This is a genomic window from Allobosea minatitlanensis (genome assembly GCF_964020775.1).
Genome location: NZ_OZ224509.1, coordinates 2,957,519 through 2,973,524, shown reverse-complemented (window position 1 = coordinate 2,973,524; position 16,006 = coordinate 2,957,519). Strand labels below are relative to the sequence as shown.

17 protein-coding genes and 1 pseudogene are annotated in these 16,006 nt (G+C 69.6%); 6 read left to right on the top strand and 12 right to left on the bottom strand.

Features of this window, described 5'->3' with window-relative positions; translation table 11 throughout:
* Positions 1-48: 48 nt before the first annotated feature.
* From ACWH43_RS14595 to ACWH43_RS14560, 8 genes are all read right to left on the bottom strand, one after another.
* Complete coding sequence (locus ACWH43_RS14595; RefSeq protein ID WP_158445764.1) at positions 49-777, bottom strand: amino acid ABC transporter ATP-binding protein; 729 nt, start codon at positions 775-777, stop codon at positions 49-51.
* Positions 752-1,411 (bottom strand): amino acid ABC transporter permease, encoded by a 660-nt coding sequence (locus ACWH43_RS14590; RefSeq protein WP_158445765.1) that lies wholly within the window; start codon positions 1,409-1,411, stop codon positions 752-754. Before ACWH43_RS14590 ends, ACWH43_RS14595 begins: the two co-directional genes overlap by 26 nt.
* Positions 1,412-1,418: 7 nt before the next feature.
* The gene (locus tag ACWH43_RS14585; protein WP_158445766.1) at positions 1,419-2,102 is read right to left on the bottom strand and encodes an amino acid ABC transporter permease; all 684 of its coding nucleotides are present in this window, start codon (positions 2,100-2,102) and stop codon (positions 1,419-1,421) included.
* A 20-nt stretch (positions 2,103-2,122) separates the two neighbouring features.
* A complete protein-coding gene (kduD, locus tag ACWH43_RS14580) occupies positions 2,123-2,899 on the bottom strand; it encodes a 2-dehydro-3-deoxy-D-gluconate 5-dehydrogenase KduD (protein ID WP_158445767.1) in 777 nt (258 codons plus the stop codon).
* Positions 2,899-3,735, bottom strand: a complete 837-nt coding sequence (gene kduI, locus ACWH43_RS14575; protein WP_158445768.1) for a 5-dehydro-4-deoxy-D-glucuronate isomerase — start codon at positions 3,733-3,735, stop codon at positions 2,899-2,901. Before kduI ends, kduD begins: the two co-directional genes overlap by 1 nt.
* Complete coding sequence (locus ACWH43_RS14570) at positions 3,732-4,490, bottom strand: GntR family transcriptional regulator (protein ID WP_260347896.1); 759 nt, start codon at positions 4,488-4,490, stop codon at positions 3,732-3,734. The genes kduI and ACWH43_RS14570 overlap by 4 nt, the downstream gene beginning before the upstream one ends.
* A gap of 397 nt (positions 4,491-4,887) precedes the next feature.
* Entirely contained in the window at positions 4,888-5,601 is a 714-nt protein-coding gene (locus tag ACWH43_RS14565; protein WP_158445769.1) for a CBS domain-containing protein, read from the bottom strand.
* A gap of 114 nt (positions 5,602-5,715) precedes the next feature.
* Positions 5,716-5,952 carry a ChaB family protein gene (locus ACWH43_RS14560; RefSeq protein WP_158445770.1) on the bottom strand — a complete coding sequence of 79 codons (237 nt, stop codon included), beginning with the start codon at positions 5,950-5,952 and terminating at the stop codon, positions 5,716-5,718.
* Between the two features lie 103 nt (positions 5,953-6,055).
* Between ACWH43_RS14560 and ACWH43_RS14555 the strand changes: the two genes are divergently transcribed.
* Positions 6,056-6,277, top strand: coding sequence for a hypothetical protein (locus ACWH43_RS14555; protein WP_448153526.1), 222 nt, complete (start codon positions 6,056-6,058; stop codon positions 6,275-6,277).
* 146 nt (positions 6,278-6,423) lie between these two features.
* Here the strand turns inward: ACWH43_RS14555 and ACWH43_RS14550 are convergent, their stop codons facing one another.
* Positions 6,424-7,314, bottom strand: a complete 891-nt coding sequence (locus tag ACWH43_RS14550; protein ID WP_158445772.1) for a universal stress protein — start codon at positions 7,312-7,314, stop codon at positions 6,424-6,426.
* A gap of 224 nt (positions 7,315-7,538) precedes the next feature.
* Here ACWH43_RS14550 and ACWH43_RS14545 point away from each other — a divergent pair, with 224 nt between their 5' ends.
* The 4 genes and pseudogenes from ACWH43_RS14545 to ACWH43_RS14530 all read left to right on the top strand — a co-directional run bounded on the left by ACWH43_RS14545 (position 7,539) and on the right by ACWH43_RS14530 (position 13,867).
* Positions 7,539-8,621 (top strand): NAD(P)-dependent alcohol dehydrogenase, encoded by a 1,083-nt coding sequence (locus ACWH43_RS14545; RefSeq protein WP_158445773.1) that lies wholly within the window; start codon positions 7,539-7,541, stop codon positions 8,619-8,621.
* A 93-nt stretch (positions 8,622-8,714) separates the two neighbouring features.
* A complete protein-coding gene (gene mgtA, locus ACWH43_RS14540; protein WP_158445774.1) occupies positions 8,715-11,312 on the top strand; it encodes a magnesium-translocating P-type ATPase in 2,598 nt (865 codons plus the stop codon).
* Positions 11,313-11,389: 77 nt separating this feature from the next.
* Positions 11,390-11,841: pseudogene (locus ACWH43_RS14535) on the top strand (IS5 family transposase); the annotation flags it as partial.
* Positions 11,842-12,070: 229 nt separating this feature from the next.
* Positions 12,071-13,867 (top strand): PHA/PHB synthase family protein, encoded by a 1,797-nt coding sequence (locus ACWH43_RS14530; protein ID WP_158447981.1) that lies wholly within the window; start codon positions 12,071-12,073, stop codon positions 13,865-13,867.
* A 538-nt stretch (positions 13,868-14,405) separates the two neighbouring features.
* Here ACWH43_RS14530 and ACWH43_RS14525 read toward each other — a convergent pair.
* Entirely contained in the window at positions 14,406-14,807 is a 402-nt protein-coding gene (locus ACWH43_RS14525) for a hypothetical protein (RefSeq protein ID WP_158445819.1), read from the bottom strand.
* Between the two features lie 111 nt (positions 14,808-14,918).
* On the opposite strand from ACWH43_RS14525, the gene ACWH43_RS14520 reads away from it, so the two are divergent.
* Complete coding sequence (locus ACWH43_RS14520) at positions 14,919-15,407, top strand: NUDIX domain-containing protein (RefSeq protein ID WP_158445829.1); 489 nt, start codon at positions 14,919-14,921, stop codon at positions 15,405-15,407.
* A 76-nt stretch (positions 15,408-15,483) separates the two neighbouring features.
* Here ACWH43_RS14520 and ACWH43_RS14515 read toward each other — a convergent pair whose 3' ends face one another.
* Together ACWH43_RS14515 and ACWH43_RS14510 are read right to left on the bottom strand one after the other, a co-directional pair.
* On the bottom strand, positions 15,484-15,786 hold the full coding sequence (locus ACWH43_RS14515; RefSeq protein WP_260347895.1) for a BON domain-containing protein: 303 nt from the start codon (positions 15,784-15,786) through the stop codon (positions 15,484-15,486).
* Positions 15,787-15,805: 19 nt separating this feature from the next.
* On the bottom strand, positions 15,806-15,964 hold the full coding sequence (locus ACWH43_RS14510; protein WP_260347894.1) for a hypothetical protein: 159 nt from the start codon (positions 15,962-15,964) through the stop codon (positions 15,806-15,808).
* Between the last annotated feature and the right edge of the window lie 42 nt (positions 15,965-16,006).

The window sequence follows — 16,006 nt, the reverse complement described above, 5'->3', positions numbered from 1 at the left end:
TGTCATGTCTTTATCGGGTCGTGAGCGGCCGGGCCGGCCGCGGGGTCGTCAGAGCCCGTTGGCGAGAAATTCCTTCAGTTCGGGCGTCTGAGGATCGGCGAGCATGCTGCCGGGCCCGGTCTCCCAGACCTTGCCGGTGTGCATGAAGATGACGCGGTCGGCGACGCGGCGGGCGAAGGCCATCTCATGGGTCACGACCAGCATTGTCATGCCGCCCTTCGCCAGCGTCTCCATGACCTTGAGCACCTCGCCCGTCAGATGCGGGTCGAGGGCGGAGGTGACCTCGTCGAACAGCATCACCTTGGGCTCCATCGCCAGCGAGCGGGCGATCGCGACGCGCTGTTGCTGGCCGCCGGAGAGCTGCTCGGGATAGGCGTCGATCTTGTCGGAGAGGCCGACGCGGGTGAGGACCTCCTCGGCGATCCGGCGCGCCTCGGCGGGCGGCGTCCTGCGCACGCGCCGCGGCGCCAGGGTGATGTTCTCGGCGACGGTGAGGTGCGGGAAGAGGTTGTAGCTCTGGAAGACCATCCCGACATCGCGGCGTAGGGCGCGCAGGTCGAGAGCCGGGTCGTCGACCCGCCGGCCGCAGAGCTCGATCTCGCCGGACTGGATCGTCTCCAGCCGGTTGACGCAGCGCAGGGCCGTCGACTTGCCCGAGCCGGACCGGCCGATGATGGCGACGACCTCGCCCGGCGCCACCTCGAAGGAGACGCCCTTCAGGACCTCGACCTCGCCGAAGCGCTTGTGGACGTCACGCAGGCTGACGGCGGCCGCCATTGAGTTTCCTTTCGAGCGCCCGGCTCAGCCGCGACAGCGGGTAGCAGAGCGCGAAGTAGAGAAGGCCGGCGATCCCGAAGACGAGAAAGGGCTGGAAGAGCGAGTTGTTGATGACCTGGCTCGCCCGCGTCAGCTCGACGAAGCCGACGACCGAGGCCAGCGAGGTGTTCTTGAGGACCTGGACGAGGAACCCGACCGTGGGCGGGGTCGCGATCCGCATCGCCTGCGGCAGCACCACGTCCCGCAGCGTCTGCCAGCGGCTGAGCCCCAGGCATTCCGACGCCTCGGTCTGCGTGCGCGGCACGGATTGCACGCAGCCGCGCCAGATCTCGCCGAGAAAGGCGCTGCAATAGATCATCAGCGAAAGCGCCGCTGCGACGATCGCCGGAAGCTCGAAGCCGAAAAGGGCGAGGCCGAAATAGATCAGGAAGAGCACGATCAGCAGCGGCGTGCCCTGGACGACGTCGACATAGAGGCCCGAGAGCCCCCGGACCCAGCGCACCTGCGCGGTGCGCGCCAGCATGACCAGGAAGCCGGCGAGGCAGCCCAGCACGAAGGCGAGCAGGGTCAGCACCACGGTCCAGCCCGTCGCCTGCAGCAGATAGAGGAAATGGGTGAGGGTGAAGCCGCCCATCACAGCCTCACAGCGGGGTGCCGAGGCGCCGGCGGCGCGGGAAGATGAGCTGTCCGAAGCCGTAGAAGGCGAGCTTCAGCAGGACGGCGAGGGCGAGGTAGAGGACCGCCACGACGATATAGGTCTCGAAGGCGCGGAAGCTGAAGGACTGGACGTTGTTCGCCACCGCCGTCAGCTCCTCGGCCGAGATCTGCGAGGTGATCGAGGAGGCGAGCATCATCAGCACGAACTGGCCGGTGAGCGCCGGATAGACCCGCTCCAGCGCCGGCCGCAGGATGACGTCCCAGTAGATCTGCGGCTGCGACAGGCCGAGCGCCTGGGCCGCCTCGATCTGCCCGGGATGGATCGTGTCCATGCCGGCGCGCACGATCTCGGCCGTGTAGGCGCCGACATTGACGACGAGGGTCAGGACGGCGGCGGCGAAGATCGGCAGGCGCAGGCCGATGCTCGACAGGCCGAAGAAGATGAAGAAGATCTGGATGATGTAGGGCGTGTTGCGGATCAGCTCGACATAGAAGCCACAGAGCCGTTGCAGCAGCGGCGAGGCGCTGCGCCGGCCGATCGCGCAGAGGATGCCGATGGCGAGGCCGAAGACCACTGCGAAGGCGGTCATCGTCAGCGTGGTCAGGGCGCCGTCGAGGAAGTCCCTCCAGTAGGGGAGCAGGGCGCCGAAATCGAACTGGTACCGCATCGGACGCGCTCCTCCTCAGCCTAGCGCGCCAGCCAGCCGCCATCGACCGGCAGCACCACGCCATGGACATAGGCGGCCGCGTCCGAGGCGAGGAACACCGCCGCCCCGCCGAGCTCCTGCGGCTGCCCCCAGTGCCCGGCCGGGATGCGCGCCAGGATCGCCGCGTTGCGCTCCGGATCGGCCCGCAGCGCCTGCGTGTTGTTGGTCGCGAAATAGCCGGGCGCGATGGCGTTGACGTTGATGCCGTGCTGCGCCCATTCGCAGGCGAGCAGCCGCGTCAGCCCGGCGAGCCCGCTCTTCGAGGCGGTGTAGGAGGGGATGCGGATGCCGCCCTGGAAGGAGAGCAGCGAGGCGATGTTGATCACCTTGCCGCCTCTGCCGTCGGCGAGCATCCGCTTCGCCACGGCCTGGGTCAGGAAGAAGCCCGACTTCAGGTTGACGTCCATCACCGCGTCCCAGTCGGCCTCGGTGAAGTCGATGGCGTCGGCGCGGCGGATGATGCCGGCATTGTTGACCAGGATGTCGAGCCGCGAACCGTCCGCCTTCGCCGCGGCTTCCGCCTCTTGCACGATCCGCCCGATCGGCTCCAGCGTGGCGAGGTCGGCCGTGATCGCGTGGAAGGGCCGGCCGGTCGCGGCGACCAGCGCCTGCGTCCCGGCCATGCCCGAGCGGCCGACCGCGACAATGCCGGCGCCGGCCTGCGCCAGCGCCACCGCGATCGCCTGGCCGAGGCCGGTATTCGCCCCGGTGACGATGGCGGTGCGGCCGCTCAGGTCGAAGGGCGAGCGCCCGGACATCAGCGCAGCTCCCCGGTCGCGACCATGTCCATGTCGGTGTAGTCGACATTGTCGCCGCCCATGCCCCAGATGAAGGAATAGGCGCGGGTGGCGACGCCGGAATGGATCGACCAGCCGGGAGAGAGGATCGCCTGCTCATTGGCGACGACGAGGTGGCGGGTTTCCTGCGGCTCGCCCATCAGATGGAAGACGCGGGCATCGGCGGCGAGGTCGAAATACAGATAGATCTCGCAGCGCCGGTCATGGGTATGCGCCGGCATCGTGTTCCAGATGCTGCCTTCCTCCAGCGTGGTCACCCCCATCACGAGCTGGCAGGTCTCGCAGACGCCCGGGATGATGTACTGGCGGATGACGCGCTTGTTGGCGGTGGCCTGCTCGCCCAGCGCGATGGTCTTGGCCTCGGCCTCTCGGATCACCCGCGTCGGGTGCGCGGCATGGGCCGGCGTCGAAAGCAGGTAGAACTTGGCCGGGTCGTCGTCGTCGTCGCTGGCGAAGGAGACCTCGCCGGCCTCCTTGCCGACATAGAGCGCGTCGCGCTTGGCCAGCGCATGGTCCTTGCCGCCGACCGTGACCTTGCCGGGCCCGCCGATATTGACGACGCCGAGCTCGCGCCGCTTCAGGAAGGCGTCGGTGCCGACCGCCTTTGGGGTCGGCAGCACGACGGCGCCGGCCGTCGGCATGGCGCCGCCGACGATGGCGCGGTCGAGATGGCTGTAGGTCAGCCTGACCTCGCCGGGCACGAACAGGGTTTCGATCAGGAAATGCCGGCGCAGCGCCGCGGTGTCGAAATGCTTCACGGCTTCCGGGTGTGAAACCTGGCGAATATCGATGGTCATGTGGTCTCCAGTCGGGTGTTCGGCTGAGGGGAGCGACGTGGCCGCTCCGAGCCTTCGCCCATGTCGAAATAATGCTGGTTCAGCTCCGCCACGGCGGCCAGGTCGTCGGACAATTTGCCGAGATGCTCGCCGATGGCGCGGGCGGCCGCATCGGCGTCGCCCCGGCGGATCGCCGCGAGCACCGCGCCGTGCTCGGCGAGCACGCGCTCCATGCGCCCCTGCTGGGGCAGGGTCAGGCGGCGGAAGCGGTCCATCTGCAGCTTGACCTGCTGGGTGAAGCGCCAGATCCCCGGATGGCCGGCGAGCGCGGCGATGCCGGCATGGAAGGCGTCGTCGGCGCGGTGGAAGAGCTCGCGGTCGCCGCGCGCGGCCAGCCCGGCCATGTCGTCCATGATCCGCGCCAGCGGGTCGGCGAGGCCGGCGCCGCGTTCGGCCGCGAGCCGGGCGCAGGTTTCCTCCAGCGCGCGGCGGATGATCAGCGCCTCGGGCAGGGTCCGGAACGGGATCAGCGCCGCGAAGGTGCCGGACTGCGGAAAGATCGAGACCAGCCCTTCATCGGCGAGCTTCAGCAGCGCCTCGCGGACCGGGGTGCGGCTGACCGAATAGGCTTCCGCGATCTCCTTCTCGGAGATCGGCGCGCCCGGCGCGATGGTCAGCGAGACGATCTCCGCCCGCAGCGCATCGCGGATGATCGAGGCGGCTGTCCGCCGCCCGGCCGCGCTGGTCCCTGCAGCGATCTTGCTGCCGATGGTCAATGGGCGCCCTCCCGAGGCGTGTCTTTCAGCGATTCATATACTAGTATATCAGTTGATGGCAACAGGGGCGGCGCCGCGGCGCGGCGCGGCGCGGCTGCGGGGCCGGCGGCCCCTTCGATCGTCCGGCAAGGGGCGTCGCGCCGCCCGGCGCGGGCCGCCCGTCCGCAGGCCGATCCGGCCTTCGCGGCGAGCGCCGCGCGGGGAGGGCGGCCGCATCCCGCCGCATGCGAAAAGGCCCACCGATACGGATCGGCAGGCCATGCAGATGTCGGGAATGGGGCGGCCGGCGCAGCGCTTTCGGGGCTCGCAGGCTTCCGGGCGGAAAGCCGCCCGGAAGCCTGTCATGCGCGGGAGAGCCCGGGCAGGGCGCCCGGCTTCCTGCCCGACCCGCGGGGCTTCACGCCTTGTTCGGGGGGTCCGGCAGGATGTAGATGCCGGACAGCGGCTCGATCCAGGCGAGCTGGTCCTTGACGCCCTTGACCCCCGGAACGTTCTCGGCGGCGACGCGGGCGGCGTCGCGCGCCCGTTCGTCGAAGATCGCGCCGGAGAGCTCGGCGATCCCGTGATCGACATCGACCCGGATGGCGTTGGACCAGGGCTGCTTCGCCAGCTCCTCGGCGATCGCCCGGCGGATGCGCTCGTCGTCGTTGGCGGCGGGAGCGGAGGCGGGGATGGAGCGCAGCATGGCGCGCATCAGATCCGACCGCGCCACGATGCCGACGAGCTTGCCCTTGTCGACGACCGGCACCCGCTTGATCTTGCGGGCGATCATCAGCTCCACCAGGTCCGCGAGCGAGGCTTCGGCCGAGATCGTCACCGGCTCGGCGGTCATCACCTCCTCGACCTTGCGGCCATGGGACTGGACGTATTCCGCCGCGTCCTTGCCGGGGCTGATGAAGAACTGCAGCCATCGCGGCCGCCTGCGGGCGGTGCCGAGTTCGCCGCGCCGCAGGAAATCGCCCTCCGTCACGATGCCGACAAGATGCCCGTCGCCGCTGACCACGGGAAGGCCGCTGATATGGTTGCCCAGCATCAGCTTGACGGCATCCTCGACCGAGGCGGAAGGCTCGACCCCCACCACCGGCGAGGTCATGATTTCTGAGACGCGCATGTCGATCCTCCGGACAGCCTGCTGATTTCAAACGTCGAACGGTACAAGGCCGGGCCGCTGCCGGGCGTTCGCGCGATCCTGCCGATCGGGTCGAAAGGCCGGAGCGGGCCGGGTTCAATCATCATCGTTCCCCCGGCGGCCGCCGTCCAAGGGAATCCAGCGATCGCCGGCCTTGGCATAGGAGCGCTTGACCGCGGCCCAGGCGATGCGGTGGGCGGTCTCCTCGCGACCGGGATCGGCGGCATGGGCGGCGAAGGCATGGTTGAAGGCCGCGCGGTAGATATCCTGCGCATGCGTCGGCAGGTGGCCACGCACGGAGGGCGGCAGATCGGCATTGCTCGCATAGGGCATCGAGGACATCCTCCAGCTCGGACGCCGCTGCGTCCATGGCGATGGGCGCGCCTCCTCGGCTGACATCCGCCTGGCCTGCGACGACGCCTCGCAGAAAGGCGAGGTGGCGATCTCGATCCGCAGCGAGCACAAGCACAAGGGCACCGGCTGGGAGATGCTCGGCTATGTCTGCGAATTGGCTCGGGCCAGGGGTGTGAAGGTCATCGAGTCCCTCGAGGACCGCCGGAATCGCGAGGCGATCGAGATCGAGCGGGAGCAGGGCCTCGAGGTCGAAGACTGCCCCGACGACGCCCGTCTCGTCATCGTCAGAAAGACGCTCGGATAGCGCCGGGGCGCGGCGGGCCGGGAGGGTCCGCCGCTTCGGCCGGGCGAGATCATCGCGCATCCTTCGGACGCGGTAACAATGATCCATCTCATTGCTGGTGCATCGGATTTTTTGGAAAAGTGGATTCCTCCTTTGGGTCCGATGCTTTAGTGGGCGAGAAGGAGCGGCACGGGGGAGCTTTCGAGCAGGTCCGCGGTCACGCCGCCCAGCACCCATTCCCGGAAGCGCGAATGGCCGTAGGCGCCGACCACGATCAGGTCCGCGGAGATCCTGCGCGCCTCGGCGAGGATGGCGTCGGTCGCGGTGGTGTCCGTGTTCAGCACGGTCGCCGTCGCCTCGACGCCGTGGCGGGCGAGATGGGCGCTGATGTCGGCGAGGACTTCGGCGCCGCCCATCCGGCCATGGGCCTCCTCCCTGACCGCGACGACATGGACCTGCGTCGCCTGCGCGATCAGCGGCAAGGCCTCGGCCACGGCCCGGGCGCTCTGGCGCGTATCCGTCCATCCGATCAGCACGGTCCGGACCGGCGCGCGCGGCGCGGCTTCGGGCGGCAGCAGGTACAGCCCCCGGCCTCCGTCGAACATCACGCTCTCGATCAGGGGGCGCCAGCGCGCCTGGTCCTCGTCGCGCGGGCAGCTCGCGACGAACAGGTCGTTCCAGCGCGCCTCGGTGGCGACGGCCTGCTCGAGAAGGCCGGGGAAGGCGTCGAGGCGGCGCAGCTCATGCGCGGGGCCGAGCCGGGTCAGCCGCTGGCGCAGCCGCTTCTCGCTGGCGTCTCCTTCCTCGGTGACGGCGTCGACCAGTTGCCCGATCGCGGTGATGCCGAAATCGCCGGCGAAAAGAGCGGGGTCGGGCAGGAGATTCGTGAAGATCCCGGTGATGCGCGCGCCATGCTGCTCTGCCAGCGCTTCGGCATGGGCGAGGCGCGCCTCGTCTTCCGGCGAGCCGTCGAGATGGACCGCGATGTCGCGATAGGCCGTGCCGCGAAGGGCCAGCGCCTGTGCCGCGCCGCCCGGGGAGAGAGTGCTGCCGTTCATGCCGACCTCCGCGTCGATGGCTGCTCTTGCGCCGCTATCGAGCGACGAAACCGGGCGGGCCACATTGATTTCCGTCAAACGGCACGGGATCTGCGGCCGTTTTGCGCTGAATCAATGCAGCCGCGCGGTTTTTCGGCAAGCTGGCACGATCTCGACGATTTCGGAGAGCGATCATGTCACCTGTGTTTCAATCCGATGTGCGGTCCGCGCACGAGACGCGGCGGATGAGCCGACCCAAGATGATGTGCGCGGCGGTGTTCGCGGAGCCCGGCCGCATCGAGCTCGAGGACAAGCCCGTCCCGGAGGTGGGGCCGCTCGACGCGCTGCTGCGTATCACCACCACGACGATCTGCGGCACCGACATCCATATCCTCAAGGGCGAGTATCCCGTCGCGCGCGGCCTCACCATCGGCCACGAGCCGGTGGGCGTGATCGAGAAGCTCGGCTCGGAGGTGAAGGGCTTCCAGGAAGGGCAGCGGGTGATCGCCGGCGCGATCACGCCCTCCGGGCACAGCGCCGCCTGCCTCTGCGGCTGCGCCTCGCAGGACGGGCCGGGCGAGCGCCACGGCTTCAAGGCCATGGGCGGCTGGCGCTTCGGCAACACCATCGACGGCGCCCAGGCCGAATATCTGCTGGTGCCGGACGCCATGGTCAATCTCGCGCATGTGCCCTCCGGCCTGACAGACGAGCAGGTGCTGATGTGTCCCGACATCATGTCGACCGGCTTCTCCGGCGCCGAAAGCGGCGGGGTCAAGATTGGCGATTGCGTCGCCGTCTTCGCGCAGGGGCCGATCGGGCTTTGCGCCACGGCCGGCGCCCGGCTGATGGGCGCGACGCGGATCATCGCGGTGGAGAGCGTGCCGGCGCGGCAGGAGGTGGCGCGCCGGCTCGGCGCCGACGAGATCGTCGATTTCTCGAAGGGCGACCCGGTCGACGAGATCATGCGGCTGACCGACGGAAGGGGCGTCGACGTCGCGATCGAGGCGCTCGGCCGCCAGGAGACCTTCGCCGCCGCGCTGCGCGTGCTGCGGCCGGGCGGGACGCTGTCCTCGCTGGGCGTCTATTCGAGCGACCTGACGATCCCGCTCGGCGCCTTCGCGGCGGGGCTCGGCGACCACCGCATCGTCACCACGCTCTGCCCCGGCGGCAAGGAGCGGATGCGCCGGCTGATCGACGTCGTCGCCTCCGGCCGGGTCGATCTGGAGCCGCTGGTGACGCATCGCTTCCCGCTCGAGCGCATCAAGGATGCCTATGAGCTGTTCGCCCATCAGCGCGACGGCGTGCTCAAGGTGGCGATCACGCCTTGAACGTCCGGGCCGTTCGGCCCACAACATGGATCTGGCGCGCCGCTGAGACGGGATCGTGACCGTGGTCGACGGACGCATCGGCGGGAGCCCGGAATGACCATGGAACCCGCCAAGGCGGGCGCGGCCGGCGACGGGGAGTTCTGGCACGAGGGCCGGAACGCCCTGCTGCGCCGCCTCGGGACGAGCGCGGACGGGCTGAGCGGCGAGGAGGCGGCCGAGCGCCTGCGCCGCTGCGGCCCCAATGTCGCCGTGACCAGCCTGCGGCGCGGCCTGCTCTTCAAGATCGCCCGGCGGCTCGTCGAGCCCCTGATCGCGATCCTGCTGATCGCCGCGCTGATCTCGGGCGCCACGGGCGATTGGCAGAGCCTGGTCATCATCGTCGTCATCGTCCTGGCGTCGATCGCCCTCGATGTCTTCCAGCAGACCGAGGCCGAGAACGCCGTCGACGCGCTGCGGCGCACCGTTGCGGTCGAAGTCACGGCCCTTCGCGGCGGCAAGCCCGTCGAGATCCCGGTGCGGGAGGTGGTGGCGGGAGACGTGGTCGCGCTTCACGGCGGCGACCTGATCCCGGCCGACGGGCTGATCCTGGAAAGCCATGACGCGATGGCCGACGAGGCCGTGCTCACCGGCGAGCCCTTTCCGGTCGAGAAGCTGGCGGCTCCCTCCGATCCCGGCGGCGGGAGTGCCGATGCCGCGCTGTTCGGCGGAACGAGCCTGGTCGCCGGCACGGTGCGGATGCTGGTGGTCGCGACCGGCGCCGACACCAGGCTCGGCGCGATCTCCCGCTCGATGCAGGCCAGCGAGCCGCCGACCGCCTTCGAGCGCGGCGTCCACGGGCTCGGGATGCTGATCCTGCGCCTCACCGGCTTCCTGGTGCTGTTCGTCCTGCTGACGCAGCTCGTGCGCCAGGGGCTGTCGATCGAGAGCTTCCTGTTCGCCGTGGCCCTGGCGGTGGGGCTGACGCCGGAGCTGCTGCCGGTGGTGATGACGGTGACGCTCGCCCGCGGCGCCCTGCGGATGGCGCAACGCAAGGTCGTGGTGAAGCGCCTCTCCGCGATCCACGACCTCGGCGCCATGGACGTGCTTTGCACCGACAAGACCGGAACGCTGACGGAGGCGCGGATCGCCCATGTCGGCAGCTTCGGCTGCGACGGCTCGGACAGCGCCCATGTCACCGCGCTCGCCCGCCTGAACAGCCGCTTCTGCAGCGGGCTGCGCAACAATCTCGACGGTGCCCTGCTCGCCGCCGCGGCAGAGGATGACGGGGCCTGGCGCCCGCTGGCCGACCTGCCGTTCGATTTCCAGCGGCGCCGCTCCTCGGTGCTGGTGGCGCGGGGCGACGAGCGGGAGATGGTCGTCAAGGGCGCTCCGGAGGCGCTGCTCGCCCTCTGCGACCGGTTCGAGCGGGCCGATGGCGGCGTCGAACCGCTGGACGACGCCGGCCGGGGCAGGATTCTCGCCCTCTTCGAGGCCAAGGGAGCGGAAGGCCTGCGCCTGCTCGGCGTCGCCCGCCGCACGATGCCGCCGGGAACCGGAGAGCTGCGCCGGGAGGACGAGGCCGGGCTGGTCTTCGCCGGCTGCGCCGCCTTCATCGATCCGCCCAAGGCCTCCGCCGGTGAGGCGATCCGCCAGCTCGCGCAGGCCGGCGTGCGGGTCAAGGTCATCTCGGGAGACGCCGCTCCGGTCGTCCGCCATCTGGCGGAGAGCCTGGCCCTGCCGGCGCGGGGCCTGATGACCGGGGACGAGATCGCGGCGCTCGGCGATTCCGCGCTGAGCTCCCGCGTCCGCCATGTCGACCTGTTCGTCCGGGTCGCTCCCGAGCAGAAGGCGCGCATCGTGCTGGCGCTGCGCCGGGCGGGCCACACCGTCGGCTTCATCGGCGACGGCATCAACGACGCGCCGGCGATCCATGCCGCGGATGTCGGCCTCTCGGTCGAGGGCGGCACCGAGGTGGCGCGCGAGGCGGCGGCGATCGTCCTGCTCGCGCCCGATCTCGGCGTCCTGGCGCAGGGCATCGCCGAGGGCCGGCGCACCTATGCGAACATCATGAAATATGTCCGCATGGGCACGAGCTCGAATTTCGGCAACATGCTCTCGATGGCGCTGGCCTCGATGGTGCTGCCGTTCCTGCCGCTCAATCCGCTGCAGATCCTGGTCAACAACATGCTCTACGACCTCTCAGAGGTCGGCATCCCCTTCGACGAGGCCGATCCCGGCGACCTCGCGAAGCCGCAGCACTGGGACATGCGCGCCGTGCTGCGCTTCACCCTCGTCATGGGACCGCTCTCCTCGGTCTTCGACGCGGTGACCTTCGCGGTGCTGCTCGGCGTCTTCGGCGCCGGCGTCGAGATGTTCCGGACGGCCTGGTTCGTCGAATCGATCCTGACCCAGATCCTGGTGATCTTCGTCATCCGCACGGCGGCGCCGTGCTGGCGCAGCCGGCCGCATCGCTTGCTCGTGCTGACCTCGCTCGGGGCCCTCGCCGCCGCGCTGATCCTGGCCCTCACGCCGCTCGGCCATCCCTTCGGCTTCGTGGCGGTGCCGGGGCCCGTCCTGCTCTCGATCCTGGCGATCGCGGCCTGCTATCTCGTGCTCGCCGAGCTGCTGAAGCCTCTGGCGATGCGGGCGGCCAGGGGCCGGGGAGCGGCAGGCAGCCACCGCCCCGGTGCGGGCCGCGCACGCGCCTTCTAGGCGGTAGTGGCGATTGAAGGAATTGGGATTCCTAGGAGGGTGCCAATCAGCTTCAACGCTGATTTTGGAGATCGGCGATGGATTGCGATGCGCTTCGGGACGATCAGCGGGAGCGGATCAAGGGTTTGTGCCTGGCGGTCGCAAGGGCAAGCGCGGCCCGCGCACCGACAACCGCAAGTTCCTCGACGCGCTGTTGTGGATGGCGCATTCAGGCGGCCGTTGGCGCGATCTGCCGGAGCGGCTTGGCGACTACCAGTCGGTGAAGCGACGTTACCATCGCTGGATCGCTATGGGCGTTCTGGACGACATGCTGGCCGCATTGGCCCGCGGACGTCGATCTGGAATGGCTGATGATCGACTCCACCATCGTGCGCGCCCGCCAGCATGCGGCCGGGGCAGGCAGGGTCAAAGGGGGGCCCAAGATCCACGCCGCCAGGAGCGAAATCGGATCGAGCGCTTCTTCGACAGGCTCAAGCAGTTCCGAAGGGTCGCAACACGATACGACAAACTCCTCGCCAACTTCATGGGCGATCGCGCAGGCCTCGACCCTGACGCGCAATTCGCCGGCAGCGGGGACGGGGTCGGAGCGCAGTTCCGCGACCAGCGGCCGGCCCGGAGCGTGCAGAACCATCGCCTTCTAATTCTCCGGTCAGCGCGCCTCGAAAATACCGGCGCGACGCGGTATCGGCTTTGATCGAGCGCAAGGAGCGTGCCGCTTTCGGAGGGCATGGTCGATGAAGGTCCCGAAGGAAGAAACCATGCATTCGTCGCCACGATCCGGCCTGACTGCGAAAGGCTCCGCGCAGCAACCCTGCCGGGAGGAGACGCTCGGCGAGGAGGCCTTCGCGGCGATCGACCGCCTCCGCGAAGCCGCCAGCGCGAAATTCACCGGGGGGTTCTCGCCGACCGCCCTGGCGCTGGCCTATCTCGACTGGGCCATCCATCTGGCCTCCGCCCCGGGCAAGCAGCTCGAGCTCGCCAGCAAGGCGGCGCGCAAGGCGGCCCGCCTGGGAGGGCACGCCCTGGCGGGCGCTTTCCAGGAGGATGCCGATCCCTGCATCAGGCCGCTGCCGGGCGATCGCCGCTTCGCCGCGCCGGAATGGAGCAGGCAGCCCTTCAGCCTGATGGCGCAGGCCTTCCTGCTCAACCAGCAATGGTGGCACAACGTCACCCATGAGGTTCCGGGCGTGGAGCGCCATCACGAGGAGGTCGTCTCCTTCGTGGCCCGGCAGATCCTCGACGTCTTTTCGCCCTCGAACAATCCGCTGACCAACCCCGAGGTGATCGAGCGCGCCCGCGCGACCGGCGGCGCCAATTTCATCGAGGGCTGGAGGAACTGGGCCGAGGACTGGCGGCGCCAGCTCGCCGGGCAGCCCCCGGTCGGCGCCGAACGCTTCGTCGTCGGCCGCGACGTCGCGGCGACGCCCGGCAAGGTCGTCTTCCGCAACCATCTGATCGAGCTGATCCAGTACGCGCCGACGACGCCGAGCGTCCATGCCGAGCCGATCCTGATCGTGCCGGCCTGGATCATGAAGTACTACATCCTCGACCTGTCGCCGGAGAATTCGCTGGTGCGCTACCTCGTCGGCGAGGGGTACACGGTCTTCTGCATCTCCTGGCGCAATCCCGACGCCGACGACCGCGACCTCTCCCTGGAGGATTACCGCCGCAGCGGCGTCCTCGCCGCGCTCGACGCGATCGCGGCGATCGTGCCGGGGGCGAAGGTTCACGCCGCCGGCTACTGCCTGGGCGGGACGCTCCTGGCGATCGCCGCGGCGGCGATGGCGCGCGACCGCGAGGAGCGGCTGGCTTCGCTGACCTTCCTCGCGGCGCAGACCGATTTCAGCGAGCCGGGCGAGCTCGCCCTGTTCATCGACCCGAGCGAGCTGCGCTTCCTCGACAGCATGATGTGGAACCGCGGCTATCTTTCGTCCGACCAGATGGCGGCGGCCTTCCAGCTCCTGCGCTCGAACGACCTGATCTGGTCGCGGCTGGTGCGCGACTACATGATGGGCGAGCGCTCGCCGATGTTCGACCTCATGGCCTGGAACGCGGATTCGACGCGGATGCCCTACCGCATGCATGCGGAGTATCTGCGCAGCCTCTATCTCGACAACGATCTGGCGAGCGGCCGCTTCATGGTCGAGGGCCGGCCGGCGGCGCTCCAGAACATCCGCACGCCGATCTTCGGGGTCGCGACGGAAGCGGACCATGTCGCTCCCTGGCGTTCCGTCCACAAGCTGCACCTGCTGACCGACGGCGACCTCACCTTCGTGCTGACCAGCGGCGGGCACAATGCCGGCATCGTCAGCGAGCCGGGCCACGCCGGCCGGCACTACCGGAGCCTGCGCAAGCGGCATGGCGACGTCTGTCTCGGCCCGGACGAATGGTTCGCCATGGCCCCGGTGCGCGAGGGCTCGTGGTGGCCGGCCTGGGCGGAGTGGCTTTCCGGCCTGTCCTCGCCGGAGCGGGTCGCGCCGCCCGCCATGGGCAATGCGGCGCGCGGCTGCGAACCGCTCTGCGACGCGCCCGGAACCTATGTGCTGCAAAGATGAGCCCTGGCTCGGGACCTTCCCCCGACCCGCCTCTTCGACGAGATCGCCGTCGGCGACGGCGCATCGCTGGTCCGCACGGTTCGGCCTGACGACATCGAGCTGTTCGCCGCCGGTCTCGGCCGTGCCCGGCGCCCGCATGCCGATCGTCCCGGCGAGCCGGGCCGCGTCCCGGAAGACGCCGATCGCCTCGGCCGCTCCGGCGAAGCTCGTCGCCGCCCCTCGCCAGCCCCTGACGACGCCGTCCGGGCCGGGCGCATGCCAGCTCGGGCGAGCTTCCGGCCGGACCGCCATGGCATCGGACCGAAAAGGGGAATCCGCCCTTCGGAAAGATCCGATGCAACTGCAGGCCGATAGGTCACCGCGGCCGCGTCCTGCCGGATGCGCGGCGATCTGGAACGTGCTGCGTTTTGATGGAAACGCGGGTCACCCGGACGCAGCGATCCGGGATCCATGCCTGAGCCTCGATCGCAAGCGCTCCGGCATGGATCCCGGGTCAAGCCCGGGATGACCGCGTGGTTCCGCGTCACATCAGCATGCCCTAGGCTGCGGCCTTCTGGTTGCCCGTCCAGCCCGATACATATTCGGCGCCGACCCCGGTCCAGGCATCCATATTCCTGCGGGCGAGCGTCGACAGCCTCTCGGCCTCGTCCGCATAGGCGCCGCTGACGCCCTTGGCGAAATCCTGCTGGACGTCGACGGCCTGGCCGATCTCCTTGCAGCGGCCGAGCCTGGCGCAGAGCTCCGCCTGGGCCTGCATCCGGCGCCCCATGAAGGCCAGGATCTCGGCGGTGACGGCGAACTGGGTCTCCCAGATCGTCTGCGGCAGCACGGCCGCCGAGGCGAGCTGCGCTTTGACGATCTGCATGCCTTCGTCGACCATGGCGGTGGTGCCGATCCGGTCCGTGGCGAGAGCGTCGGAGACAGGTTTCGTCGTAGGCATGAGAACCTCCTGAATTGTCTCAGCCGCCTGACTGCGGCGATGGGAGTTTCCCAGGCCTGCGCCGCCCGGTCCTTGACACAACGCAAATTCGGGCGTCGGCGGAGATTTTTTATGGTTCCTCGCAGTGTCGGCATCCTGCTCTATCGCCTCGGCCGGGACGGAGCCGAAGTGCTGCTCGTGCATCCGGGCGGCCCGTTCTGGCGGCGTCGGGATTGTGGCGCCTGGTCGATTCCGAAGGGCGAGCCGCTGGCGGGCGAAGCCGCCGCGGACACCGCGCGGCGGGAGTTCGCCGAGGAATTGGGAAGCGTGCCCGAGGGGCCGCTCGTTCCGCTCGGGCGAATACGGCAGCGGGCGGGAAAGATCGTCGAAGCCTTCGCGCTCGAAGGCGATCTCGACGCGGAAAACCATCGCTGCAGCAGCATCGTCGAGCTCGAATGGCCGCGGGGCAGCGGCCGGATCCAGCGCTTTCCCGAGATCGACCGCGCGGCATGGTTCCCGCTGCCCGAGGCGCGGCTGCGCATCCTGGCGGGGCAGAACGCCTTCCTCGAGCGCCTCGAAACCTGCGGCTTGACGAAGGCGCCTGGCCGGCCTCCGGCCTGAGACGGCGGAACGGGCCGGAGGCGGCAGGCCGCCCGGGACGGATCACCTCGCCCGGCCTGCCGCCTCCCGGAAACGCTCAGGCCACGGCGAGATGGTCCTCGACCACGCTGACGCCGGGGGCGGCCCAGGCGGCCCGCTCGGCGAGCACGCGTTCGCGCCAGGATTTCACCTTGCCTTCGAGCGTCACCCGTCCGCCCGACACCACCACGCGGATCTGGTTGGCCTCGAACTCCGCGTTGCGCTTCGCGTCCTCTATCCCGTGCTTGACGTCGTCGGCTTGGATGGCGGGCTTGATGGTGATGGCGTTGGCGATGCCGACGACGCCGGAGAGCTTCCGGACGGCGGCCTCGGCCGCGCTGCTCTGGAAATACCACGGCACTTCGCCGGTCAGGGTGACCTCAGCTCTTCTGGACCTTGAGCCGGACCTTGCCGTCGGGGATGGTGGTGTCCCATTCGATGATCTTGAGCGCCCGCTGCGCGATCTCGTCATCATTGGTCTTCTGGTCGGAAGGCCATCGCACCTCGACCTCCTGGGCGATCGCCCTGCCCCCTTTCACGCGATCTTGCGCCGGCGGTCGGTCGCGCCGCCGGCGCAGGAT

What these genes read in the sequence shown, in the direction of transcription:
- ACWH43_RS14595 (WP_158445764.1), bottom strand. Translation starts at nt 777, where the DNA reads ATGGCGGCCGCCGTCAGCCTGCGTGACGTCCACAAGCGCTTCGGCGAG.
- ACWH43_RS14590 (WP_158445765.1), bottom strand. Translation starts at nt 1,411, where the DNA reads ATGGGCGGCTTCACCCTCACCCATTTCCTCTATCTGCTGCAGGCGACG.
- ACWH43_RS14585 (WP_158445766.1), bottom strand. Translation starts at nt 2,102, where the DNA reads ATGCGGTACCAGTTCGATTTCGGCGCCCTGCTCCCCTACTGGAGGGAC.
- kduD (WP_158445767.1), bottom strand. Translation starts at nt 2,899, where the DNA reads ATGTCCGGGCGCTCGCCCTTCGACCTGAGCGGCCGCACCGCCATCGTC.
- kduI (WP_158445768.1), bottom strand. Translation starts at nt 3,735, where the DNA reads ATGACCATCGATATTCGCCAGGTTTCACACCCGGAAGCCGTGAAGCAT.
- ACWH43_RS14565 (WP_158445769.1), bottom strand. Translation starts at nt 5,601, where the DNA reads ATGCGCGTCTCAGAAATCATGACCTCGCCGGTGGTGGGGGTCGAGCCT.
- ACWH43_RS14560 (WP_158445770.1), bottom strand. Translation starts at nt 5,952, where the DNA reads ATGCCCTATGCGAGCAATGCCGATCTGCCGCCCTCCGTGCGTGGCCAC.
- ACWH43_RS14550 (WP_158445772.1), bottom strand. Translation starts at nt 7,314, where the DNA reads ATGAACGGCAGCACTCTCTCCCCGGGCGGCGCGGCACAGGCGCTGGCC.
- ACWH43_RS14545 (WP_158445773.1), top strand. Translation starts at nt 7,539, where the DNA reads ATGAGCCGACCCAAGATGATGTGCGCGGCGGTGTTCGCGGAGCCCGGC.
- mgtA (WP_158445774.1), top strand. Translation starts at nt 8,715, where the DNA reads ATGACCATGGAACCCGCCAAGGCGGGCGCGGCCGGCGACGGGGAGTTC.
- ACWH43_RS14530 (WP_158447981.1), top strand. Translation starts at nt 12,071, where the DNA reads ATGCATTCGTCGCCACGATCCGGCCTGACTGCGAAAGGCTCCGCGCAG.
- ACWH43_RS14525 (WP_158445819.1), bottom strand. Translation starts at nt 14,807, where the DNA reads ATGCCTACGACGAAACCTGTCTCCGACGCTCTCGCCACGGACCGGATC.
- ACWH43_RS14520 (WP_158445829.1), top strand. Translation starts at nt 14,919, where the DNA reads ATGGTTCCTCGCAGTGTCGGCATCCTGCTCTATCGCCTCGGCCGGGAC.